Annotated in this window: 20 protein-coding genes; 14 read left to right on the top strand and 6 right to left on the bottom strand. The window is 27.4% G+C overall.

Features of this window, described 5'->3' with window-relative positions:
• Nucleotides 1-10 precede the first annotated feature (10 nt).
• A complete protein-coding gene (asnS, locus tag ACPYPZ_RS01385) occupies nt 11-1,366 on the top strand; it encodes an asparagine--tRNA ligase (RefSeq protein ID WP_426461544.1) in 1,356 nt (451 codons plus the stop codon).
• 65 nt (nt 1,367-1,431) lie between these two features.
• On the opposite strand, the gene ACPYPZ_RS01380 is transcribed toward asnS, so the two are convergent.
• Nucleotides 1,432-2,358: a nucleotidyltransferase gene (locus tag ACPYPZ_RS01380; protein WP_426461543.1), complete on the bottom strand. Its 927-nt coding sequence runs from the start codon at nt 2,356-2,358 to the stop codon at nt 1,432-1,434.
• Between the two features lie 159 nt (nt 2,359-2,517).
• Here ACPYPZ_RS01380 and ACPYPZ_RS01375 point away from each other — a divergent pair, with 159 nt between their 5' ends.
• Nucleotides 2,518-4,140, top strand: a complete 1,623-nt coding sequence (locus ACPYPZ_RS01375; protein ID WP_426461542.1) for a PTS transporter subunit EIIC — start codon at nt 2,518-2,520, stop codon at nt 4,138-4,140.
• Between the two features lie 56 nt (nt 4,141-4,196).
• Nucleotides 4,197-6,701, top strand: a complete 2,505-nt coding sequence (locus tag ACPYPZ_RS01370) for a PfkB family carbohydrate kinase (RefSeq protein ID WP_426461541.1) — start codon at nt 4,197-4,199, stop codon at nt 6,699-6,701.
• A gap of 212 nt (nt 6,702-6,913) precedes the next feature.
• Here the strand turns inward: ACPYPZ_RS01370 and ACPYPZ_RS01365 are convergent, their stop codons facing one another.
• From ACPYPZ_RS01365 to ACPYPZ_RS01350, 4 genes are all read right to left on the bottom strand, one after another.
• Nucleotides 6,914-7,612 carry a DUF402 domain-containing protein gene (locus tag ACPYPZ_RS01365; protein ID WP_426461540.1) on the bottom strand — a complete coding sequence of 233 codons (699 nt, stop codon included), beginning with the start codon at nt 7,610-7,612 and terminating at the stop codon, nt 6,914-6,916.
• 2 nt (nt 7,613-7,614) lie between these two features.
• Nucleotides 7,615-9,414, bottom strand: coding sequence for an MYPU_1760 family metalloprotease (locus ACPYPZ_RS01360; protein ID WP_426461539.1), 1,800 nt, complete (start codon nt 9,412-9,414; stop codon nt 7,615-7,617).
• Nucleotides 9,415-9,527: 113 nt separating this feature from the next.
• Nucleotides 9,528-9,983 carry a hypothetical protein gene (locus ACPYPZ_RS01355; protein WP_426461538.1) on the bottom strand — a complete coding sequence of 152 codons (456 nt, stop codon included), beginning with the start codon at nt 9,981-9,983 and terminating at the stop codon, nt 9,528-9,530.
• A 683-nt stretch (nt 9,984-10,666) separates the two neighbouring features.
• On the bottom strand, nt 10,667-13,480 hold the full coding sequence (locus tag ACPYPZ_RS01350; RefSeq protein WP_426461537.1) for a hypothetical protein: 2,814 nt from the start codon (nt 13,478-13,480) through the stop codon (nt 10,667-10,669).
• 551 nt (nt 13,481-14,031) lie between these two features.
• Between ACPYPZ_RS01350 and ACPYPZ_RS01345 the strand changes: the two genes are divergently transcribed.
• From ACPYPZ_RS01345 to secDF, 11 genes are all read left to right on the top strand, one after another.
• On the top strand, nt 14,032-14,247 hold the full coding sequence (locus tag ACPYPZ_RS01345; RefSeq protein WP_426461536.1) for an MAG6790 family protein: 216 nt from the start codon (nt 14,032-14,034) through the stop codon (nt 14,245-14,247).
• A gap of 72 nt (nt 14,248-14,319) precedes the next feature.
• The gene (locus tag ACPYPZ_RS01340) at nt 14,320-14,823 is read left to right on the top strand and encodes a dihydrofolate reductase (protein ID WP_426461535.1); all 504 of its coding nucleotides are present in this window, start codon (nt 14,320-14,322) and stop codon (nt 14,821-14,823) included.
• Nucleotides 14,824-14,904: 81 nt separating this feature from the next.
• Nucleotides 14,905-16,101, top strand: a complete 1,197-nt coding sequence (locus tag ACPYPZ_RS01335) for an acetate/propionate family kinase (RefSeq protein WP_426461534.1) — start codon at nt 14,905-14,907, stop codon at nt 16,099-16,101.
• 1 nt (nt 16,102) lies between these two features.
• A complete protein-coding gene (gene coaD, locus ACPYPZ_RS01330) occupies nt 16,103-16,537 on the top strand; it encodes a pantetheine-phosphate adenylyltransferase (protein ID WP_426461533.1) in 435 nt (144 codons plus the stop codon).
• 122 nt (nt 16,538-16,659) lie between these two features.
• The gene (locus ACPYPZ_RS01325; protein ID WP_426461532.1) at nt 16,660-18,483 is read left to right on the top strand and encodes a hypothetical protein; all 1,824 of its coding nucleotides are present in this window, start codon (nt 16,660-16,662) and stop codon (nt 18,481-18,483) included.
• Entirely contained in the window at nt 18,483-19,190 is a 708-nt protein-coding gene (locus ACPYPZ_RS01320; protein ID WP_426461531.1) for an ABC transporter ATP-binding protein, read from the top strand. Before ACPYPZ_RS01325 ends, ACPYPZ_RS01320 begins: the two co-directional genes overlap by 1 nt.
• Nucleotides 19,168-20,118, top strand: coding sequence for an aromatic motif membrane protein (locus tag ACPYPZ_RS01315; RefSeq protein WP_426461530.1), 951 nt, complete (start codon nt 19,168-19,170; stop codon nt 20,116-20,118). Before ACPYPZ_RS01320 ends, ACPYPZ_RS01315 begins: the two co-directional genes overlap by 23 nt.
• A complete protein-coding gene (locus ACPYPZ_RS01310) occupies nt 20,108-21,082 on the top strand; it encodes an aromatic motif membrane protein (protein ID WP_426461529.1) in 975 nt (324 codons plus the stop codon). The genes ACPYPZ_RS01315 and ACPYPZ_RS01310 overlap by 11 nt, the downstream gene beginning before the upstream one ends.
• Before the next feature lies 1 nt (nt 21,083).
• The gene (locus ACPYPZ_RS01305; RefSeq protein ID WP_426461528.1) at nt 21,084-21,941 is read left to right on the top strand and encodes an aromatic motif membrane protein; all 858 of its coding nucleotides are present in this window, start codon (nt 21,084-21,086) and stop codon (nt 21,939-21,941) included.
• Complete coding sequence (locus ACPYPZ_RS01300; RefSeq protein ID WP_426461527.1) at nt 21,934-22,653, top strand: hypothetical protein; 720 nt, start codon at nt 21,934-21,936, stop codon at nt 22,651-22,653. The genes ACPYPZ_RS01305 and ACPYPZ_RS01300 overlap by 8 nt, the downstream gene beginning before the upstream one ends.
• A gap of 218 nt (nt 22,654-22,871) precedes the next feature.
• Nucleotides 22,872-25,490: a protein translocase subunit SecDF gene (gene secDF, locus ACPYPZ_RS01295; RefSeq protein WP_426461526.1), complete on the top strand. Its 2,619-nt coding sequence runs from the start codon at nt 22,872-22,874 to the stop codon at nt 25,488-25,490.
• A 71-nt stretch (nt 25,491-25,561) separates the two neighbouring features.
• Here the strand turns inward: secDF and recA are convergent, their stop codons facing one another.
• The gene (gene recA, locus ACPYPZ_RS01290) at nt 25,562-26,566 is read right to left on the bottom strand and encodes a recombinase RecA (protein WP_426461525.1); all 1,005 of its coding nucleotides are present in this window, start codon (nt 26,564-26,566) and stop codon (nt 25,562-25,564) included.
• Nucleotides 26,567-26,686 lie beyond the last annotated feature (120 nt).

The raw sequence follows: 26,686 nt of genomic DNA, 5'->3' as shown, positions 1-26,686 counted from the left end.
ACGAGGAAATATGGAAACAATTAAAAAAATATTATTAAAACCAAACTTTTATGATGGTTGAACAGATGTAGAAATTTCAGGTTGAGTGTCAAGCAACCGTGGAAATAAGAAAATTCGTTTTATTGAACTTAATGACGGATCAACTATTAAAAACTTACAATTAGTTTTTAAAGGTGATTTTGATTTTGAATTATTAGATACATTAAAACCAGGTGCTGCTTTAGTAGCTAAAGGAAGTTTTAAAGCTACACCAGAATCTAAGCAACCAATTGAAATGAATGTTTCAGAAATTGTTAGATCAAAAAACGTTGATGAAGATTATCCAATCCAAAATCAAGAAATTAAATTAGAAACTCTTAGAGAATTACCACAATTAAGACACCGTACAAATCTTTTAAGAGCTATTATGTTAATTCGTTCAACATTAGCTCAAGAAGTACACAAATACTTTATGATGAGAGATTTTTACTATATGAATAGTCCAATCATTACTTCAAACGATGGTGAAGGTGCAGGTGAAACATTCAACGTTTCAGATTCTAACCTTGATGATCCATTCTTTGGAAAAGGAAACAAATCAACATTAGGTGTAACAGGACAACTTCACGGTGAATCATACGCAATCGGTATGAAAAAAATCTATACATTCGCTCCTACATTCAGAGCAGAGCGTTCAAATACAAAAAGACACCTTGCGGAATTCTGAATGATTGAACCAGAAGTAGCATTTTACGATTTAAAAGATGTTATTCATCTTGCAGATGACTTACTTAAAGTTGTAATTGCTAACACAATGGCAAAACATAAAGATGAATTAGCTTACTTAGATGCTTACACAAATAACGGACTTATTGACAGATTAAACCACTTTGTAAATACACCATTAAAAATTGTTGATTACCAAGAAGCAATCGATCAATTAGCTGCTGTAAAAGAAAACTTCGAAAATCAAGATATTAAATTTGGATTAGACTTAGGAAGTGAACACGAAAAATACTTAACAGAAGTAATTTATAAAGCACCAATTGCTGTTATTAATTTCCCTAAAGATTTCAAAGCATTCTATATGCACCAAAATGAAGACGGAAGAACAGTTGCTGCTTTTGACTTATTAGTTCCAGGTGTTGGCGAACTTGTTGGTGGTTCACAACGTGAATCAGACTATAATAAATTAGTTCAAAGAATTAACGAACTAGGAATCGATCAAACAGACTTACAATGATATTTAGACCTTAGAAGATTCGGACATATGTTAAGTTCTGGATTTGGTATTGGTTTTGAAAGACTTGTAATGTATGTTACAGGTATCGAAAACATTCGTGATACAATTCCATACCCACGTACAAACGGAAACATCAGAATGTAATATAAAAATGACAATACTGTCATAAACTAAATCACTTTGAGTGATGGTTTATCGGTATTGTCATTTTATTTTTTAATTTTTAATAAGACAAATAAATAAGTTCTTTTAATTCTGCTAGCTGTGTAACGTTTTGAAATGCACGCATTAATAAATGAATCATAATCAGGATTATCAATTTGTTTTTTAAATAAATTTTCAATTCCTTCACTAATCATTTTATATTGTCTAAGTTGTTCAGGTGTTTTTGAACGAATTATTTTTTGAAATTTAGAATAAGTATTTTCAATATTTAATCTCGGATTAATGCCTTTTAAATTCATTGGTGTATATTGAGATACATCAAGATTCTCAGATAACATCTTACGAATATGTGATGCACTTGCAAATTCTTGAATTGTTTCTTCACTATGAAAAGCAACTGTTCTTTTAATTGCTATCGGAGTGATATCAAGATTATGATTCACAATTGTTTTTACATATTCTAACCCTAAAATATCATTCGGCATTGAAATATCTTCGCCAGAAAGTTCTTGCAGAGCTAAATTAGTTGCACGTGGAAAAGATGTCCCTTTATTTTTTAAATGTTTTTTGACTAATTTATTATATTCTTGTTGGTTATCTTTAATTAATCGTGCTATTTTAATAAACAACTCTGTATCTGCTGTTTCTGATCCAAATACTAAATATTTAATTCCTTTTTTAGCTAATTTTAAAACAGATTCACTAGCAAAAATATGTGCTGCTTGTGCTGAAATTTGCACTGGTAACTTTACAAATTTACTTACACCATATTTTTTCGCTATTTTTACTCTGGAATGTCAAGAAGCACAAATGAACTCACCACGTTGTGAATATTTGTGACTCATTGCTACGATTATTTTAGGATTGTTAAAATGTTCTTTAATTCAATTAAGTTGATAAATATGTCCATTATGAAACGGGTTATATTCAACAACGATTCCGACTTTTTCTTTTTGATTTAAAAAATGCATAAATTTATTATATAAACGAAAATTAAAAGATGAAAATAAATTATAAAAATTTATTTGTGGAAAACGTTCCACATTATTACCTGATTTGCATCTAAAAAAATAACTTTATGATAAAATATTTTTAAATTTTCTGCTTTTTTTAGAAATGAAAGGAGACTTATGAAATACGATTGAGCGAAAATTACCAAGACAATCGAAAAAGGTCTTGGTGGTAAAGATAACATCACAAAAGTTTATCACTGTGCTACTAGATTAAGAGCAGTTGTTAAAAATCCTGATGTTGTTGATCAAAAATTATTAGGTTCAATAGATATTGCAAAAGGTGTGAATTTAAATAATAACGAAATTCAAATCATCTTTGGTGCAGGTCTTGTGAACAAAGTTTATGAAAATTATCAAAAAGAAATTAATCCAGGACAAATGGAAAAAGAAGTCAAAGAAAAAGTTTTTAGATGAAATAAAAGCGAATCATTTAAAAACAACCTTTTTAGAATTACACGTAATGCAATTAGAGCATTCGCTGAAATTTTTATTCCTTTAATTCCTTTATTTATTGTAGGAGGGATTTCATTAGCATTAAAATCATTTATCCAAGCATTTGGAAGTGAAAATGTCACAGTTAAAAACGTTGAATTCTTCTTCGATATGATCGGTGGCGCAATTTTAGGTTCACTACCTGTGTTAATTGGATATACATCAATGAAAAAATTTGGTGGAAATCCTTTTTATGGACTTGCAATCGGAATTATTATGGTTGCGCCTAGCTTAATGAACTCTTGAAGTTTAGGTGACTTCAAACTTGTTTACTTAAATAGTGTCGATCCAAAAGACGTTGTCTTAGAACCAGGACAATCAATTGCTTGAACATTATTCCCTGTTGAATGAGGATTTTTCAATTTCCCATTAATTGGATACCAAGCACAAGTATTCCCTGTTTTAATGATTGTTTACTTAGGATACTGAATTGAAAGATTAATGAAAAGAATTTCACCACAAGCTATCGCAATCTTAAGTGTTCCGCTTGTAACTGTATTTTTAACAGTATTTTTAGGTTTCTGAATTTTAGGACCAATAGGACGTGAAATTTCAAACCTTTTAGGTAAAGCATTTAACGGACTTTGAACATACACTAATTTCCCATTCTTCGGACTTGGAGGTGCGTTAATTGGATTTGCATATCCATTCTTAGTTGTAACTGGACTTCACCAAGGTTTATTACCTGTTGAAACAGTTATTATTGCTGAGACAACCAAAAACTTCCACCAAGGATATACATGAATTACGCCTTTAGCAACTGCAGCAAACGTTGCTCAAGGTATGGTTGGTTTTGGATTAATCATTATGATGCTTATTAGAAAACACAATGAACAAGCTTCAAAAGTTGCTTCATCAGCAGTTACAGCTAACTTCGGTATTACTGAACCAGCTTTATTTGGGGTAAACATTCCATTAAAATATCCATTTATTTGTGCCGCTATTGCTAGTGGAGTAGCTGGTTACTGATTAGGAATGTCACAAACATACGCAACAGCAATGGGTTCATCTTCTTGAATTGGAAATGCAATTCAATTTAGTTGAACAATTAGCGAAAACGACTTACACTTCTATGAAGCAAATACAAAGTATAACTTTGTAATTAATGCATCAATGTCTAATGGTGTAAAAATGTTAATCGGAAATGCTATTGCTTCTGTATTAGCAATTACATTAACAGTATTATGAACTAAATTTAAAGCTAATAAACAATTTGTTGACTGATGTTTACAAAAACAAGCAGTTTAAGATTTATATAATGCAGTTTATCTGCATTTTTTAATAAAATTATTAACGAGGAAATTATGAACAAAAAAGAAAAAGAAGAATTTTATTTCAACAAATTAGAGTTAATGAAAAAAATCGCAAATACTAAGTATTACTCTCATTTTGACTCTACTATCCATAATTCACAAGTGGAAATCAATCATAAACTAGCTTTAGAAAGTCCTTATTATCCTAAAATACACATTAGACCATATAGCGGTTTATTAAACGATCCAAACGGTCTTGTGTATCACGATGGTTATTACTATATTTTCTATCAAAATACTCCTAATATAGCAATGCATAAAACTAAGTGTTGATCTGCATATAGAACTATGGATTTTTTAGTATATGAAGATTTAGGAACTATTATTACTCCAAGTATCCCAGAAGATGCACAAGGAATTTTTAGTGGTGGAGCTATATCAGCACATAATAAAATTTATCTTTATTACACAGGTAATACAAAAAAATATTTTGCAGACGGAACATTTGAACGTGGTTCATCAACTATTGTTGTTGAATATAATCCTGAAAAAAATACAATCAGTGAAAAGAAAGTACTATTTAGTGTAGATAAAAATATTTATACTGGTGAATTTAGAGATCCATTCCCTTTCAAAAAAGGTGGAAAATACTATTTAATTCACGGTGCACAAACTAAAGAAGATAAAAAAGGTGTTTTATCAGTTTATGCTTCTTCAACACCTAATGGTAACTTCGAACGTTTAGGAGATATTAAATTTACAAACTTCAAAAGCGATGAAGCTTATATGTATGAATGTCCTGTGTACTTTAAATTAGAAGATAAGGATGTAATTAGTTTTAGTACACAAGGACAAAAATATTACAAAGATCAAGCAGAAAAAAATGACTATACTATTTTCTTAATTGGAAAAATGAACTGAAAAACACTTGAGTTTAAAGTTCAAAACGTCCAACAAGCAGATCTAGGTTTTGATTTTTACGCAGGTCAAATTTTTAACAATGTCGATGATGATTTATTTGATGATGAAGTCCTATATTTAGGATGAGCAGCAAAACCACAAGATCATGCTGTTGCAACATTTGATCACGGATATGCTAACCACTTAAGCTTTGTTCGTAAATTAAGCTTAATGGATGATCAAATCATTCAAGAACCATTATGAATCGATGATAATTACAATCCTTTAAAAGGTACAAAAGTAAGAAGTGGTATTCTAAAACAAAGACATCAATATTGAGAGTTAAGAAATAAAGAATCATTTAGTATTCGTTTATTTAACGAAAAAAATGATGAATTACTAATTAATTATTCAAATGAAACATTAACGGTTGATCGTAGTAATATGAGCGTATTAGAAAGCATTGAAACTACACAAAAAATTACTCAAAAAATCAACATCTATGAAATTAAAGTTTTATTAGATAATTCATTTATCGAACTCTTTATCAATGATGGTGAGGCCGTTTTTAGTTCTAAATACTACATCAATGGAACTTTAGGTGTTGAATTCCTTGGATTGCAAGGAAAAATGTATCCAGTTAACGAAATGGAATTTGTTAGTTCTACTAAAAAACATCAAAGTAATCCATTAGTAAATTTACCAGGAGAAGCTTTAATTGATGAATTTAAACAAAATGATCACAAAACTTTAAAAGTTGGTGGTGCACCAATTAATGTCTGTGGTGCTATCGGTCTTCTTAATTCAAATGCAGATTTTCTAGGAGCTATTGGTGATGATGAAAATGGTAATTTAATAAAAAATTACTTCTTTAAAAATAATCTCTCAACTAGTGAATTAAGTGTTTTACCAAAAACTAAAACTACAATAGCTCACGTTACTTTAGATGAAAATGGTGAGCGTTCATTTGAATTTACTTTTGGAGCAGATCAACAATATACATATGATGATTATTTATATATTGAAAGAAATGTAGTTTTTTCTTCTGCTACAGCATTCTTAAAAAATAAATTAAATAAAACTTACGATAGTTTCTTAAACTCTTTAACAGAATATAAGGAAAAATTCGGTTTCTTTGATCCTAATTATCGTGATGCCTTATTTAAAAATAAATTAGCATATTTTAAAGAACAATCATATAAATATATTCAAAATGTACATGTTGTAAAATTATCAGAAGAAGAATATCAAATGTTATATAACAATACAGTTGAAAATATTCTTAATGATAAATTTAGCAATGAACACAGTGCATTAGATGAGAAAAACGTTTTAATCACTTTAGGTGAAAAAGGTACATTAGCAATTTATAATAGAAAATACATTATTGTCCCTTCTGTTAAGACTAAAGTTGTTGATACAACTGGTGCAGGAGATTCGTTTTTTGGTTTCTTTATTGCACAGTTTTTAGAGCAATATGATAATCACGATGCGATGAAAAACTTAAATATTGAAGACTTAAAATATATTATTCTTAAAGCCAATATTTGTGCTTCGTTTGTAGTGTCTAAATTTGGTGCTATAGAATCGCTGCCAACTTTAGAAGAAATAGAGCAAAGATTTAATGAATTTTTAGTTGAAAATGAACCGTTTTAAAATTTTTATCATTTTACTAGTAATTTGTGGAATTTTAACTGGACTAGGTATTTCTTTAAGCATTTATTTAAATGTCGAAACTTATCCTTGATATGGATGAATTATTTTTCCATTTGGACTTGGCACAATGATTCCTTTATTTTGCTATGGTATTTTAAATGTCTTCGGTGTATTTAATCGTCAGTGATGAAAAAAATAGGCATTCTAGGTGCCTATTTTTGATTTACATTATTACTACGTTTCTTTTTATAAGGAATGTAGTTATTTTTTTTATGTTTCGAAATTTGATAAAACATTTCTGACTCTTCACTAAATTTCTTACGATTTTGTGAAATAAAATCATTTACTGTTTTTTCCGTGATTAACTTATCTTGCACTGCAATTCTTAAGTAATATTCTAAAATTTCAGTATTAAAGAAATATTCGTAATTGTTATACATAGAAACTAAATTTTTAATTTCTTCATGAATTTTTTCTTTTAACACCATTGGGTAATCCATTTGTTTTGAATTTTGTCCAAATTCATCACGGTCGACAATTTGTAAATCTTTTTCTGGATAACATTTAATATCTAAATCATAATCAATAAATTTAATTGTATTATCTTCAAAAATTGGATATGAAGCCATATTAATGTAATAGTAGCATCCAACATTTTTCTTAAAAAGCACGATTGCATTATATAAGCTTTTTTTAGGAATAAATCATAAAGCAGTTTCTGTATATCTTCAACCATTAGTGTCGTTTTGGCTTTCAGTTACTCTAGTTCCACGTAAAAATAAAACAATATGTCTTTTATTGTGAAAAATCACTTTTGCACCATTTCATTGACGATATAAAAAACCATTATGTTTATACGCTTGTACATTAATGATTTGTCCAATTTTGATTTGTTTAAAATCTCATTCCATTTTTACTCCTTAATTTTTTCAATATAAGTTTGTTTTTCATCTTGAAACACCACAAATGTTTTATCTAAATTATTTGTTAAAACCGAACTTTTTAGAGAGGTTAAAGTTCGATTTGGGAGAGTTAGTTGCTTTTTAAATAAAAGTTCATTATTCTCTGCGATTTGATTATTATTTTTATCAATAAAAAAATAAATACTATATCTATAATTTGATTGTAAATTAGTTAAATCTAAAAAATCCTTTGTGGTATATGAATAATATTTATCATTTAATATTCTGGAATCTAATTGTTTTTGTCTAGCATCAAAATTATATATATCAGCTCCACGATCAAAAGATTTTTTTCCAAAAAAATGGTCTGTAAATCAAAAGTTATCATTATTTTGAACATCTAATAAGCTCGAACTCATTATTTGATTTGCATTTTTGTCAAAAATAGCTATTCCTAAATTTTGTTCTGGTTTATTTTCTAAAAATCCTGTAAACATTACTTGATTAATATCTTTATCATCTAATCAAAATTTTGAAGATGATTTATATCCATTTTCAATAATATATTTTCAGTTCATTTTAGCATGGATTTGATTTATGTTTTTACCATAACCGCTTGCCTTAGTAAATAAATTATAAACATCGTAAGCTTTTTGTTGATTTCAAAAAATATCATATGGATACTCATTTTTTAAACTGCCAAAGTAAGAAATATTTTTGTTTAATAATTCTTCTTTATTAAGCTTGTCCATTTTTAAGCTACGGCTTCAATCATATAAATATGAGTAATAAAGATAGTTTTTACCATCAAAAATTCCAAAAAAATCACTTTGTAATTTGTTACCTTGAGCTTCTACTAGGTCGCTATAATAGTTTTCAAATCCATACTTTGTGTATTCTCTAGCAATTAATTCATCAAAACTATAAATGTATTTTAATTTATCTCGATTAATTGATGATTTAATCATTTTGTTAAAATAAAGTTTCTTCAACTGTTCATTATCATACTTAATTTGACGGTTATTGTTTGCAAAACTAAATAAATCACTTAAACTTAAATAATTGTTAATATTTTTTGAACCAGTAGATTCAATTTTTTTATTTTTGTATTGAAATAAATCTATAAAGGCTTCTGCAAACTCCTTGTTCTGATATCTACCTAAATAATTTACTGAATTATCTTTATTTAATAAATCAGGGTTAGAAATATAACTGCTTGCAAAATGATGAATATACTCGTGAAATAAAGTAGGCATTATATAACTAATAATTTGCATTGGTGTTAAAGCAAGATTAAATAATTTGCTTGTAAAGAGATTAATTGTTTTGGTTTCTGCTTGATAATATCCATTAACTTTTCCGTTTTTAATTATCAAATCACTATTTATATTTAAGTTAATTGAATTTAAGTCAAATACTTCGTTTAAATATGGTATTTTATTTTTAAATTCGTTAGCAAGAATAACAAGTCCATATTTTCCTAAATAAAAATAAAACTTATTATTTTCATTTTTATAGCTATAATCTCGAAAATGTATTTTTGTTTCTGGGTCAATATATTCTATATAAGGGACTCTGTCTTCAAAATATTTAACATTAAAATCTTTTTCACTTATTTTTAACACTTCTGATAATGATTTAGAATTATCAAAATAACTTGGTCATTTTTGAAAGTCTGTAAAAAATTCTTCATTTTCAACAATTTTAGATGTTTTAGGATTATATTTCGTTTCATTGCATGAAACAAACGCCATTGCTGAAGTAGGTATTAGTTGCATTGATACAATTAGTCTATATATTTTATTTTTCATTTTAATCCTTTGATTATTTATATTATACTTTGATAATTTCTAAGGTAAAGAATGATTAAGTTATTTAAAAAAGCACAGATACTTTATAAGTATCTAGTGCCTTACTTAATAACTTATTTTTGCGTCTTTAAATAAGTAAAATTTAAACTTGCGTATAAAACAAATATTATAGTGCTAATTACCACAAGGAATATTTGTTCAATTAATCATTTGTTTGTTTGACTTCAAGATATCATAAAAATTGAAATAATTACAAAAAGAAATAACACTAAGATATTTATAAGTGTTGTTGCTTTATTAAAGTTGTTTTGTTCTGTGCTTATTTTAAGTTCTGAACCATAAAATAGCGGAAATAATGAATGAACAATTTTGTTTTTTTGGATTAATAAACTAACAAGCTCTACAATATATAAAACCATTCCAAATATTAAATATGCTAACCATTTTTCTACTCAGACATTCATTTTGTATTGAAATGGTTCGTAAATGAATGAATGACCGCAATTACTATCTGGTGCACATTCACCAATGACATCGATATATTCACCCTTATTAAAAATATTTTCCATACCATAAAAAATTAATGTCCCAAAACCGATTAGTAATAATAATAAAATGGATATATTAATAACTAAAAAACTAATTTTTGTAGTATTAAACTTCAGCTGTTTTGTCATAAGCCATATAGTCATTTATTCTTTTTAAGAATTAGACACTCCTTTATATTTAAAAAATAAATTATTTTACATAACAATTATATTCTTTTATGGATCGGAAATCCATTTTGTGAAAAACTTAACATTATTTTCATATTTGGATAAAAAATAGAAAAATTAGTTTTTTAATGTACCTTTTAGCACTTTTAAAATCCTTAGCAATAAACAAATTATTAAAAAATAACTTTTTTGTTAGTGTATTAGAAATAATTTAAGGTAAATTAACAATAATATAAAAAGTTTAATTTGAAATGAAAATAATGTCTAAAAAATAACATATTTACTAATTTACAAATAAACAAGAAACACCAAAAGAAAATATAACAAATTATCTTGATATGAATCGACTCAAATCATTGTACATTTCATACTATTTAAAAGATACCTATAGTTATTAGAATTAAAGTGATAATGACGATACTATCATATAGAATCTATTGTCTTAACTTATGATAGAAATTCACAATAACAATAAACCTAATAAAAAATACAAAATTACAAAGCACATAAACTTATGCTGTAATTTTGTATAAATTTTATATTTTTAAAACATTAAGTAAAACGGAGATAGCTTCTACTTTCTTATTAAGATCATCTTCTTGGAAGTGTGCTTCTGATTCATCTAACGCGTTTTGCAGTTGTTGCTTTTCAGCTTCTTCTGTATTTGAGTCTTGAATTTTTTGTTCAACATATTCTTTAAGAATTGGATAAGCTTTTTCGGTTAATTGATCTTTAGTGTTTAATAACTCATTTTTATAGTAATTGTATTTTTCAATTAAGTTCATCGTATTTTGATCAAATGACTGAATATCTGTAGCTTTATCAATTATTGTAGCTACATTCACAAATGAATTATTTCCTTGTTGTACTTCTTTATGAATTAAATTTTTAAGCTTTTGCAACATTGATGAATAATTTTCTACATCAGCTTTTAAATTTTGATTAAATAGTTCTACTCTTTCGTTAAATAACTCACGGAAAACATAAGAGAAATTTTCAAAACCAACTGTTTGACTATAAGTATAACTATAGTTAAGTGGGTTTGTCATAAAATCAAAAGTAAATTTAGATCCATCTTCTTCCACATTTATTAAATCATTTGTTCTCGAACCAAGCTTGATAGGCTCTCCGTATCAAGGTGTTTTATTATTTAAAAATACTTCATAATATTTTTTGTTCTTTAAAAATTCATCTAATGTAAGTGATTTACTATAAATACTTGATTTATCAGGTTTTATTCCACTATTATCTCAATTTGTTATATCACCAAACTGCTGAGCACCTCAAATAAAAGGATAGATACTATATCCCATTGGATTTTCAGATAAAAGTGCTATGGCACTATCTCATAATAATCCTCAATTTGAAACAGAAGCATTATCAGCAAATAGTTCTTTTTGATTCAGATTAGAATTATTTGGTTCAACCTTAAACGCATACTCATCAGGCATTTCAAAATTTCTTTCATTTGGATCAAAGTATTCTGACTGTTTATTTTTTAACTCTGAATATTCAAGGTTTTCTAACCCGTAACCTGTTGTTTTAACTAACATTTCAATATATTGAGTTGGTGTTAAATATTCTTTTGCAATCTGTAATCATTGTCATCATTCATCAAAAGTTTTTAAAATTCAAGTTCTTAATAATTGAGCTGACTCGTAAATCACAGATAAATATTTTTCATTAACTGATTTTTTATTAACTCCAGGTATTTTTGGGTTATCTAAATCATTTAAGTTAATTTTATATGCTTCTTCAACCGCACTATTAAATTGTGCATCATTTTGGGCATTTAATGTATCTAATTGTTCATTATTAGTTAAGTATTTTTTACTAATTTCCTTAAGTTGATCAGTAATTTCTTTATTACGAATATCATTTCAACCTAATAAAGGCACTTGCACAAATGATGAAACAACATTACCTGTGGCTAAATTATCATCATAAAGTCTAAAGTTTTTAAATCCTTTATAGAAATTTGTTGTGGTTGTTTCAACTGCATTATTAAAGCTATCTGCAAATTCTTGTGCTTTTTCAAATAACTTATGCTTAGTTTCACTTATTTTTTGAATATTTTGTTTTGGTTCATTAATTAAATCGTTTAAATCTGTGAGAATTTTATTGATTTCATCAGAATTAGGAATATCATAATCTTTCAAAATAAGTTCAACTGCATTAATTACTTTTTTAGCATCAGCAACAACAGGACTGTCTTTTGGTTTTTCTGGTTCTGGTGTAGGTTTGTTGTCTACATTATCATCTTTTGGTTGCTCATTTTCATTTGATGGTTTTGTTTCTTCTGCAGTTTGATTGTTATCTGTAGAACCTGTGTTTTCGTTAGGTTTAGTTTCTGCTTTTGGTTGTGAAACATCAGTTTTGTTTTTATCATCATTAGGTTTTGAGTCATCTGGTTTTGAAACAACTATTTCATAGTTTTTAATGTTTTTGATATCTTTTAATAAATCTTCATTTGATTCGTAATCATCAAAAGCAGGTTTAGCCACATTATCTAAATTATTATAGTTTTGAACAATTTGTTCGAAAGTAATTTGTGGATAATTAGCTATTTCTGCTTCTTTATCTTTTTTAGCCTTGCGAGCTTGTTGAATGAGATCTGCATTTGTAATTGCATCGCTTAGTTTAATTTTGTATTCATCTATTGCTTGCTTTATCTCTTCAAGAGATGATTCTTTATTGTTTATTACATTCTCAACATTAACACGAGCTTGTTTTAATACTTCTTGGTATCTTTTGTTCATACCTGTTACAGTTTGCAACTGTAACTCGGCTCATTCTTTTTCTAATTTTGCACGTTCTTGAATAAATTGCTCAGCTGTTTTAATTGCTTCGTTTAAATTATCATATTGTGTATTTAATTCATTAATCGTTACTGAGTTTTTAACCAATTGATTATCACTATTTTCAATTTCTAAAGTTAATTGTTTCGAAATAGAACTAGGAACTTTTTCAACAGATATCTTTTTAGCATCTTTATCAAGCTGTTCTAGTTTACTTTTTGAATTTAAAAATTCTTCCAACTTATTTTTGTGTTCTTTTAAATTCTTAATTAATTCATTTACTCTTTTTGAATCATCTGAGTTAATTAGTGACTGTGCATTAGTTAAAATATTGTCTAATTCACTATTATCAGAATAATTTTTAAGTCGGTCTTTATTAGATTCACGAATTTGATTAATTTGAGACATTAAATCAATTAATTCTGGATTAGTAATAACTTTTTTTGCTTCTTCATGTAATGATAAAGTCCAAATTGTAGTTGCAGCAGCAATAGCTGTAGGAACTCCGATAAAAGCTGTTTTCTTCATCCTTCTTTTTATTCTTTTTTTCATAATTTTCAACTCCTATACTTAACACTTAATTTCTATCTAAAAAATCAAACTTTTCAAAATTTTAATATTCACAGCAAATACTAATTTGTTTGATTAACAAAGAATAAATAAACTTAATTTATCACTAAATTTACAAATTTAATCAAAAACATTTGAAAAGCACAATGCATATTTTTTACATTATTTTTATTATATTAATTTTTTAGTATTTTTTTTAACTTTGCAATCATATAATATTTACAAAAAAGTTAATTTATTATAGTTTTATACGATAGAAAATATATTTTTTCTATTTTATCGATATATCTTTATTCTTTTCATAAAAATAAAATTTTAATTTTAATCACAAGTAGTAAGAAAAAATTTCTTTAAAACTGAAACAAAATTACTTTTTAACCACATTTTTTACCCTTTTTTTGAAAATACCTTATATGTATTTTATTTTCTTGTAAAATCATTATGTAGATTAAAATTCTACAAAAGGTATTTCTAAAAAATACTTCTGAGTTCAGATGAAAAATTCATCCGAATTTTATAAAATGGAGGTGCTTATGTACAAATACAAAGCAAAATTAGTAGCCAGCGGAGAAGTAGTAGCTCAAGCTAACACATTAGAAGAACTTGAAGGAATGATTAAAGGATTCCGTAGAGGTCAAAAACGTGGTGAACATACTCAAGGAAATGAAAAAATTGAAATTCTACACGTAGAAAGAAATAACTTAGAAGGAAAAAGAGGATCAAAAGAAGTAACAGTGAAAATTGTTTAGTTCTCGATTTAGTTTTTACCGAATATTTTAAAAGGAGCATCGCTCCTTTTTCTTATTTATTAAGGAGGATTTATGTTAATTGGAATTATTGCATTCATAGATGATAACGGACACAAATTAATCGGTTATAAAGATAAACTTGCATGAAAGTGTCCTAACGAAATACAACATCTATATAAATTAATCAATGAAGCAATTAAACAAAATAATTTTCGCACTATCATTGTGGGTTCAAACACTTACAATAGTCTGCCTAAAAAATTTGTAGAACAATACAAAAAATGATTACATCCAATTTACGATCTTGATAGTTACCAAAAGTCATTATGTTTAATTGAAGATCGCAAAACCGATAATATTTTATTTGGTGGTAAAACCATATACGAGACATTTTTAGATAAAGTTGATGTGTGATATATTTCTAAAATATCACCTACATTTAAATTGCAAGAGGTAGAACCGAAAGATTTAGTATATTTAGATGCACTTAATGATTTTTATTTGCAACAATTTCAATTAACTAAAAAAATTGATTATACTGACTTTGAATTTCAAAAATGAGAACGAATTAAATAATAAATGTGGAAAAGTATTCCATTTTAATCAAGTGAATTTAAAAAGAATTAGAATTATAAATATAACAAACCAAGGAGTCTCATGGAAAATTCAAAAATTTTAGTAATTAACGCAGGAAGCAGTTCAATTAAACTTAGTCTATTTAATAAAGAATCATTAGAATTATTAGCTAGTGGTATTGCTGAAAGAATAGGATTAGATAAAGGTAATATCACAATCAAATATAAAGAACAAAAACATCATTTTGATGTTAATATGCCAAATCACGATATTGCTGTAGAAGAAGTTTACAAAGCAATGCAAAAAATTGAATTAATTAGCGACAAAAAAGAAGTCGAATATATTGGATTTAGAGTTGTGCAAGGTGGAACATTCTTTGACAAAACAACAATCCTAGATGATGCAAACATTCAAAAAGTTAGCGATTGCAGTATTTATGCACCACTACATAATCCTGGTGCAGTTGCTGCAATGCGTGGATTTAAAAAAGTATTTCCAGATGCTAAATTAAGTGCTGATTTTGATACAGCATTCCACACAACAATTAATAAAGTAAATGCAACTTATGCAATTCCTTATGAATTAACAGAAAAATATCAAATTAGAAGATATGGTGCTCATGGAATTAGTCATCAATATATCACAGAAAGATTAGAAAAACTTTTAAACAAAGATAAAGTTACATTTATTAACTTACACTTAGGAAACGGTGCTAGTTTATGTGCGATTAAAGATTCTAAGTCATTTGATACATCTATGGGTCTTACACCATTAGCTGGAATTATGATGGGAACACGTAGCGGAGATATCGATCCATCTATACATCAATTCATTATGAAGCAAGAAGGTATTTCTATTGATGAATTTACCGATATTCTTAATAAAAAAAGTGGTGTTCTAGGTGTTTCAGGAATTTCTAGTGATATGCGTGATGTTCGTGACGCCTTTAGAAATGGTGATAAGCAAGCTGAATTTACTTTAGAACTTTATGCACAAAAAATCGTTGATTATATTGCATCATACTCAAATAAATTAGGTTCAAAACTTGATGCTATTGTTTTCACTGCAGGTATCGGTGAAAATGATGCAAGTTTAAGAGCTCGTATTATGAGTAAAATTACATTTACAAAAATTGTAATTAACGAAGAACAAAACAAACAACACTATGATGATTATTTATTAATTAGTGATAAAACTAGCGAAGTTCCTGTGTATGCAATTCACACAAACGAAGAACTTGTAATTGCTAAAAATGCTTTAGCAGTACATAAAAAATAAAATGAAAAAAGCCGTTTTTGCTGGTAGTTTTAATCCTTGACATTTAGGACACCAACATATTTTAGAAAAAGCAGCAAAATTATTCGATCATATTTATGTGGTAGTTACAGTTAATCCAGATAAAGAAGATAATTCAAATATTCACAATAATAAAATTTTTATCGAATCTGAAATATCAAATTTAGGATTTCAAAATGTGTCAGTACTAACCAACGAAAAAGATTTTACTGTCGATTTTGCTCAATCTCTTGGTGCAGATTACCTAGTTCGTGGACTCCGCGACACAGCAGATTTTAATTATGAACAAGAAATAAATTATATTAATCAATCTCTAAATCCTGAGATTCAAACTGTCTTTTTTATGAGTGATTTAGAGATGGTTGATATTAATTCAACTTTAGAAAGACATAAAAGATATTTAAACAAGTTAAAGTAAAAACTATGTTTTCTATACTATAAGTACACGAATAAGTGTACTTTTATTTTTTTCTTTTTTATTACTCAAAAGTAATATTTATATTATAATATTTCTGCACAGTAATATATCGAAAGGAAAAAATGAAGCAAATTAAAAACTATTGAAGTTTTTTATCAAAACTTTTATTAACTAAAAAAATAATTATTATTGTTCCGATTTTATGATTAGCAATTTCAGTAATTGCAGCAATTGTATTTGGAGCAATTAATTTACAAAGTTCAGCTTATTTAGTAATTTTAATTACCGCTTTTGTTGAAATTTTAATTACTATTTTTTATAGCTCAATTTTATATTTAAATATTTTTAACGACCTTGAAAAAGAAGGAATGGAAATTCTTGCTTTAAGTAAATCTATTAGTCGTAAAAATATTTATCGTGCTAAAACAACATATGCCTTACTATTTAGTCTTGGATATGGAATCTTATTATTATTTACTAACTTATTTATCGGTTTAAGCTTACATATGTTTAGCTCATTAGTTTTATTACTATTAGTTAGCTTCTTTGGATTTGTTTTAATCTTCAACTTCTTTGGATTAATAACATCTATTATTGCTTACTATGCTAATTCAAAAATAGCTTTAACTGCACCTTTAATAATTTCTACACCATTAATGGTTGCTGGAGTAGTTTTAAGCAGTTATTCAACCAGTGTGGCTAATAACTTTGCTTATTACTTAAACTTAAAATATAAAGACAACTTATCAGGAAAAATTTCTAACACTGAAGAATTTTATTTAAATGGAGATAATAATTTATTTATCGTTCCAAATGGATATCAAAATGAAACATTCAGTTCAAAACAAGAAGAATTCTTAAAAGATAGTTACACACTATCTAAACGTGCATCAAGTGGTGTCGTTGCATACTCTTGAGCAATTCTTCCATACCAATTTTTAGACTTATTTAATTTAAATGAGCAAAACGTCTTCGAAAGTGTTGCTCAACATAAAAACTACACAAATTCATACTTAAACGCACCAGAAAGTACATCATATTTATATAACTATTCACTAGTTAAAAATGATGCTGCAAATCCTAAAACAAATGGATTACAAGTATTTGAAGTGTTAAACGAAAAAAGCGAAGCAATTAGTAAATTTATTGTCCCTGGAGCACTAAAAAACCAAAGCTTTAGAAACAATATTGTTAATACAAACTTAATTTATGCTAGAGTTGGTGCTGATGATTTCAAAGTTCAATTCCCAGAAGATAAATACACATTTAGCGCTAGCGATAACCTTGTTGGTGAACTTAAATGAACTTACTTAAAAGAAGTTCTTGGAGATAGCTCATTTAATTCATACGCAACTAAATTATTTAGTGGAGTAATGAACCAAACTAATACAGAAGATTTATTCGCAACAAAAGATGCAGTTTTAGAAACCATTCAATCACAATTAGCTGATGAAAATAGTTTTTTAAACACTTATGCAAACTCATTAGTTACAGTATTTAATCAAACAGCTATTAAAAATAAACTTATTAAAACAGACACTGAAAAGAAAGTTTATTTAGCAACAGCACTTTTATATCACATTTACTTTAACTTTAATCAAACACCACTTGCAAATGCCATTTTATTAAATGAAGACATTTCAAAAAGTTATACACCAAGTCAATTTAAAATTCAAATCAATGGTTTAGACTACTTAATCGGTGGATATAGTCAATATACACCAATTCAAGAAGTAACAACTATTGATGATTCTCCAAAAGTTATTATTAGATTTAACTTAACAAAAAGTGATAATTATGTATTTCAAACACTTGATACAGTTTACCAATTAGAAAAAGGAGCAAAACAAGTATCTAAAATTGGATACTTAGCAATTTGAGTAACATTAGTTGCAGTCTTAATGTTTATCAATAATTACAAATACAGTAAAAAGGATTATAAATAATGCAAAAAATATTAGAAGTTAAAAATCTCAATAAGATTTATTCTCAAAAAGATAAGCAAGTTGGAGTTTTTGATTTAAACTTTAGCGTTCCAAAAGGAAGCTTTCACGCTTTTATTGGTGAAAACGGAGCTGGTAAAACTACAACAATTAAAAGTATTGTTGGTGCTTATTACTCATATGAAGGAGACATCTTAATTAACGATATTTTAAATACTAATCCAGAAAGTAAAAAATATCTTGGATATGTTCCTGAAAATGCTATTTTCCCTAAAGACATCACTGTATTTAATTATTTATATGCTCTTGGTAAACTTAATAATCTATCTCATAAAGAATTAGAAAATAAAATTAATCACTTTTTACAAGTTTTTCAAATCGAAGACTTAAAAAATAAAAAACCATACGACTTTTCATCAGGTCAAAAGAAAAAAATCCTCTTAATTCAAGCATTAATGTTCGATCCAGAACTTTTAATTCTTGACGAACCTGCTGCAAACCTAGATCCAACAGCTCGTTATAACTTATTTAGTTATTTACAAGAGTTAAATAAAAAAGGTACTACTATTTTCATTTCATCTCACGTGTTAAGCGAAATTGATAAATACGTAGACTCATTAACATTAATTCACCAAGGAAAAATCGTTTATAGTGGAACTAAAAACGATTCGTTAGAAAAAATCTACTATGAAAAAGTTTTGAAAAATTAGTTTAGGACTTTTATCTAGTGTTGCAGTACCCTTATCTGCACTATCATGTAACAACAGTCACATTAGTTATAACAAACCATTTGCACAAACTATTAATCACAATTTAAAATTACTTACTGAAACTTATTTTGATAATAATCAAAATGAACTTAAAGACTTTTATCGTACACAAAGTCAAATCGGTAATAGTTTAATTCCTGAATATCGTACATCACTAATTTTTGCGCCACTATGAGATCAAAAAGTATTAAAAAATGCTGATTCCAACACAAAACAAACTATTCAATCAATTAAAAACATCGAACAAGCATTAACCAACGAATGATTCTGATATTTAAACAACTTAGAAAAGTTACAATTTGTTTTTAACCCTTATGGTAATGAATATTCAGGAAATGCTAGTGCAGGAAATAATATCTTTAATAAGTTTTTAGAATCAGATAAACCATTAAGTATCACATTAAAAGACTCTAATATTCAAAAAATATATATTAAAGATTTCCAATTATCAAAATACGATGAACTAAAAAACAAAAAAATGTACTTTATGCAAATTGATACAAATAAGTTTTTAATGTTATTAACGTATCAAGATCAAAATGATAAAAAACAAATCTTTTTACTTCCTGATTTATATGTAATTTCTAATAACATCAGCGTTGATGCATTTAGTTCAAAATTAATCGAAATGATTCAAGAAGTAAATCAAGCACAAATACAAAAAGAAATTGATTATTTAAAAAATTTCGACGATCCAATTAATGAAGAAGCGGTTTCAAAACAATTTAATGATGTAGCATTTATTAAATTATTTAGTTCTAAGAACTACGCTCAATTACTTTCATTAGTAATCCAAAAAATGCAAAATGATGAGAATAACAAAGTTAGTTTCGAAAAATACACTTGAGGTTTTGTCAATGAAAAATAAGAAAAAATGAATGCTGTTAAGTTTCTTACCTTTAATGTCTTTCACAGCTTTATCATGTGCTAATTATCAAAACGTACAAAAAATGGAAAAGTATATCGATCATAAGTTTGATCATATTGATATTAAAGAAGTAAATGAACAAAAACATAATGAAGCATTACTTAACCAAATTTTAAAACTTGTATTTAAAAATGACGAAACAGCTAAAACTGCATTTTTAAATTCTCAAACCGAAGCTAATGTTCTTCCATCATTTCAAGAAATTTATCAAGCAAATCAAGAAACTTTTGAAACTAAATCCAAATTAGATCAAGAAATTGCACAACTAAATGAGGATTTAAGAAAATACGAATTCTTACCTCAAAACTTTGCTAAAGAACTTGAAGAAACACGCGAAAAAATTAAAGTCGCAAATCAACAATTAAGTTCTTTAACAGATAAAATCAGTGCATACAACGACCAAATTATGCAATGAGCAAGTAAAAACTGATATTTCTTTTTAATGCATTTAGATTTATTTAAATTTAACTATTTAGAGTTTATTGGTGAAACATTTAAAAATCTAGATTTCATTGATAAAAATTATTTAAACAAATTCAAAAACTTATTACCTCCAAACCCTTACCGTGTAACCGATGATTTACTTGGTAATATGGTAGTCGGTTCAGAAAGCAGTGAGCTAGCAAACAGTACAGTTTACTATCTTTCAAAAGATAAATTAGTTTTTAGAATTATGATTAAAAACATCTCAAACAACAATACTTATGTTGAAATTTCAGATAATATTTGATATTTCCCTAATTTAAAAGCACCTGAAATTTCATTAAACTTAATTTCAAGCATTTATCACTATGCATTTATTCATGGTGTGCCAGCTGCTTACGAACAATTTATAACAGATATGGTTAAAAAACAACGTTATGGTGAACCTGTTTATGTGTATCCAACATTATTAAAGGAGTAGTATGAAAAAAATATTTAAATATTTTGCTGCACTTTCATTACTCAGTGCTCCATTAACAGCACTCAGCTGTACTAATGAACAAGCAGTAGTTAAAAAGATGCAGAGTGAACAAGATAAATTTAACGCATTTATTAAGCAAGATGCAATTCAAACTATTCTTAATAATTTATACACAGATAATGATGCAAAAACAGAATTCCTTAACGAGCAATTTAATCTCGGTAATGAATATGCTAAAAAAGTACAAGTTGCTTTAAGATATGCAAATAACATTACAGGAGCGTTCAGAGATGCTTTTAGCTTCTTTGGTGATGCTGCTCCAATTGAATACGGCGAAACAGTTACTCGAAAATTTAGTCACACTAATTGGTTATATTATTTATACCACTTACCACAATTAACATTTATTCAAACACAAGACTTTGGACGTGATAAAACTGTCGAAGAATACGAAAAAGAAAATTTAGAAAATAGCTTGCTTTATAATAATTTTTATACTCCAAGCTCTAATGAATTTATTGATTATGTTGTTCAAGAATATTCAAACGATGATTATGAAAACGAAAAACGCGTTTACTTACTTACAAAAGACGGATTTATTATCCAGTTTAATATGTCATTCTACAAAGATGGTGAGCAAAAACCATCAACTAATGTTTTAATGTATGTTTATACATTCCCTAAACTATTAGCTTCTAAAGATAAATTAAAAGATTTTAGTTTAGAAAAATACATTCAAGATACCAAAAGCTTTGCAAATTACAATATTTATGGAAGTAATACTAACGAAATATTATTTACCGATCACTATGGAGGCACACAACTACGTTATACTGTAGTAGATATATCTTATGAATAAAAAACTATTTTTCTTTCTTTCTACCCCTATTGTTACCATTCCTTCTCTAATTTCTGTTTCATGCAATGATAAAAAACCTACTGCAGAACAAATTGAAATTCACTCCAAGTTAGATGCAAAGTTTCTTCCTTCACAATTAACCTTCAACAATCTCCAAAATGCCCTTAAAGATGCAAAATTTAATAGTCAAGAATATAATAATTTAATAACCCAAAATTCTCTTACAATAATTAACAATATTAAAAACTTTCGTTTACTTAATCCTAAATTCTTTCTCTATGAAAAAGATGGTAAAGTACTAAATTCTAGACTTTATCAACACCAAATTGGTTTAATTAAAGCCAGTGACCTAGATGATCCTAGTCAAGCCTGAAAACATAAACACTATACTTTATCTCCTAATGGTTTTAAGCTTTCTACCTCAACTATCAATCATCTTAAGGTATTCGAATCAAATAATCCAGAATTCAAAAATATTATTTTTCTAAATATGAGAAATGTTGTCCTAGAAATTGATATTAATCAAAATAATGATTATATTTTAAACCCTAGAATTATTTACTTTAGAGACGACATTCGCTCAAACATAGATTTAGATCAAATTAATAAATATTTCAATTACAAAGAATTAACAGAACAACTAGTTAATGAATACGAACAAGATTTTGTCGCAAACTACTATGGTCCTGCTAGTTTACTCAAAATCTCTTAATCTCGGTAATTCCGAGATTTTTTTATATAAAAAGCTAGAATCAATTAACTTATATTTAGGTTTAAGTATTAATAGGCATAAGCTTAGTAAAACAATATTCTTGTGATAAAAAAATGAAAAAAATATAATAAATTCTGAACATAAAAATAATTATTTTAATTCTTAATTACTGCGTTTTTAGTTATATTTTTCACGCATTTTATGGTATTATTTAAATTATGATTAATTGAATTAAAAAGACGTTGAAAATAAATAATTTCAAAAGATTTTTAATTAGTTTTATAACCATTGCCGCAGCTGGTGTTGCAATCGTATTTGGTAGTACGTTTTACATTTCAAAAAACGTTAATAAATCAATCGAATATGGTGGTGGTGTTGAAGTTTTAGTACAAGCACAAGTTAAGAATGAGAAAAACGAAGTTGAAAACGCAGATCCAACCTTAACTGAACTTGTTAATAAATCACTTTTTAACCGTCTTACAGGTGGAACAGGATTAAATGGAATTACCGTTTCAACAGAAGGAGATGGAAAATTAAGAATTACAAAAAGTGGTTCATATTCTTCAAACGAATTAAATGATTTTGAAAAAGAAATTGTTACTAAACCAATTTTAACAATTACAGATACAGAAATGCATCCTCTATTTGTTAGAGATGGTTCAGTAGTTAAATTTGAAAAGGACGCATCTCTTTTTGGTGCAAACGGACAACTAAAACCTTTATCTACATTTATTCCACCATTTGCAACTGGTAATAATTCAGTCGCTGCTGCAGTTGAGCCAGGTGGTAAATGAACTGTTGAAATTGAGCTTGCTGGCGAAAGCGGTAAAAACGCTTGAACCGATGCAACTCAATACATTTCTACTCTTAAAGATAAAAGAATGCTTATTTGATTAAACTTAGATAAGTTATATCAAATTGCAGAAAGTCCTGCAAACCGTGAAGCATGAGAAAAAGCAAACAAAAACCTTTGAAACTTTGTTCACGTAAATGAATCAGTTTTAAATGAAGCTAAAGTAGAAAACGCATTAAAAGAAAATGACTTTAATGCAGGTTTATACTTAATTTCTTCTCCTGCTGTTTCTAGTGCAATTACTAGTGGTAAAACTGTAATTCAAGGACAATTCACTCAAGATAGTGCTCAAAAACTTGCAGATAACATTAAATTCGGTTTAAGTAATTACGAATTAAAACCACTTTACAAACGTTATTTACAAGCTGACAAAAACCAAAATGCATTTAAATATGCGATGATTGCTGGAATTATTATTTTCGTGGCAATTGCACTTTGAATGATTGTAAACTACGGTTTACTCGGAGCTTTAAGTACTATTAGTATGGCTCTTTATATTTTCTTAACTTTATTAATGTTCACAGCATTACGTGGAGAATACTCGCCATCAACACTTGCTGCTTTAATTATTGGTATTGGTATTAGCGTTGATGCTAATGTTATTACTTACGAACGGCTTAAGAAACAAATTTATGAAGGAGACTCGTTTAAAAAATCCTATAAAAATGCTAATCGTCAGTCTCTTTCAAGTATTTTAGATGCAAATATTACAACAATTTTAGTTGGATTTGTCTTATTCTACTTTGGAACCAAAGATGTTAAAGGATTTAGTATTACTTTAACATTATCAGTGTTATTTACATTATTAGTAATGCTTGTTTTCCAACGTTTTCTTGCTACTTTACTTGCAAACAGTGGAATTTTTGATAAACGACTTTACTTACTTGGTGTAAGAAAAAGATACATTAATAATCCAACTAAGTTTAGACAAAAAATTGATAATGCTGACTTTTTAAAATATTCTAAATATTTTGTTTTATTATCTTTAACCTTCATTGTTATTGCTGCAATTGTCTTTAGTGTACTTGCAGGAATTAATAAAAATCTTTCTGCTGGTATTAATTCATCTATCGAATTTAGTGGTGGAATTAACATTTCTATTATTGGTGATGAAGCTAATGGAATTATTATTTCTAAAGAACAAGCAGAGCATATTAAAGAATTATTATTAGCTAACCAAGATGCTTTAGAAATTAATAATTTAGCTAAAGCAATTTCAATTAGTTTATCAAATAATGAACAACACTCATACATAGTATCAATCAACACAACACAAGCTGTAAATCAAGAAAACCTTGTTTCACAAATTTCTGCAATTATTAAACAAGTTAATAATAATTACAACTTATTAACTTTCCAAGTTTCAAACTCAGAAGCTCAAAAATTAGTACTTAACGCTTTATTAGCAACAGGAATTAGTTTCATCGGAATAATTCTTTACTTATTATTCAGAATGAATTACACTTACTCTATTGCTGCAATTATCGGATTGTTACACGACTTCTTGATGGTTATTGCATTTATTATCATCACACGTTTACAAGTTTCAACAATTTTAGTTGCTGCTATGCTTGCTATTTTAGGATTAAGTATTAACGATACAGTTGTAACATTCGATAAAATTCGTGAAACAATCAATTCTAGATACATCCGTAAAATTCTTACTAAGGAAGATATTCGAACAATCATTAACCAATCAATTGCTGATACATTAAAAAGAAGTATTTATACTTCATTAACTACTTTATTTGCAATCGCTGTTCTTCTTGCATTCCAAAACGCTACTGACTTCTCATTTAACATCGTTATGTTATTTGGTATTTCAATTGGTGTTTACTCATCTATTTTCATTTGTACTTGAGTATGAAGTAAATTGGAATTACACCGTCAAAAGAAAATTCAAAAGAGAATTGATACAGGATATTGAAAAATCAATTATCCAGAAGAACAAACATTCAACGGAATTAATGATTATTTAGATTAATAATGAAACCAATCGATAGTTTATGCTATCGATTTTTTATATAAAAAAGTAGTGAGTCATCACTACTTGAATTATGCTTTGATTTTGATTTTCTCTAAAACTTGTTCTTTAAGTTCTGGATGCGTTTCGAGATAATCTTTCATATTCTTTTTACCTTGAGCAATGTTTTTGTCTTGAATACTGTATCAAGCACCTTTTTTCTCAAATAGTCCGTATTCGACACCGAAATCTACTAATTCTCCTAAAGTATCAATTCCTCTAGCAAAATAAATTTCACTATTAGCAGTTTTATATGGTCCTGAAAGTTTATTTTTAACTACTTTAAATTTAATTTCATTACCAACTATATCTTTTGATTCGTTAATTACAGATCCTTTACGAACTTCTACTCTAATGCTTGAGTAAAATTTAAGTGCTCGACCACCTGGAGTAGTTTCAGGATTTCCAAAAACAATTCCTACTTTTTCACGAATTTGATTAATAAAAATAATTGTAGTTCTATTTTTATTTAAGTTACCTGTTATTTTACGCAATGCTTTAGACATTAATCTAGCTTGTAAGCCTATTTGTTGATCTGTCATTTCTCCATTTAATTCAGCTTCAGGAACTAACGCTGCAACTGAGTCAACCACAATCAAATCAACTTTACCAGTTTTAGCTAGTATATCAACTATTTCTAATGCTTGCTCACCAGAATCTGGTTGAGATAAAATTAAATTATCGATATCAACCCCTATGTTCGCAGCATAACCAGGATCAATTGAATGTTCAGCATCAATAAAAGCCGCAATTCCACCTAATTTTTGCACCGACGCAATAGCGTGTAAACTTAAAGTTGTCTTTCCACAGCTTTCAGGTCCATAGATTTCAATAATTCTTCCACGTGGAAATCCATTAATACCAAGTGCTTGATCTAAGACGTAACTTCCACTATGAAAAGTTTCGACATTTGCTTCAGGAATTTGTCCAAGAAGCATAATAGCTTCTTTCCCATATTTCTTTTCAATTTCTTTTAGTGCATCCTTAATATCCTTATCAGTATCAAGAGTAAATTTTTTTAATTCTTCGTCGTTCATCTTTCCTCCAACTAATAAAGAATTTATTTTTTATATTTTACAAAAAATAAACTAATTATTTTTTTATAGTGTGTAATTTAACTAAATCTCATCATTTATGAAAACAAACCACATTATTTT

The sequence above is a fragment of the Mycoplasma hafezii genome, from assembly GCF_049942695.1.
Lineage (GTDB): Bacteria > Bacillota_I > Bacilli_A > Mycoplasmatales > Metamycoplasmataceae > Mycoplasmopsis > Mycoplasmopsis hafezii.
Note: the sequence above shows the minus strand (reverse complement) of the source record. Positions and strands in the feature narration are given on the sequence as shown.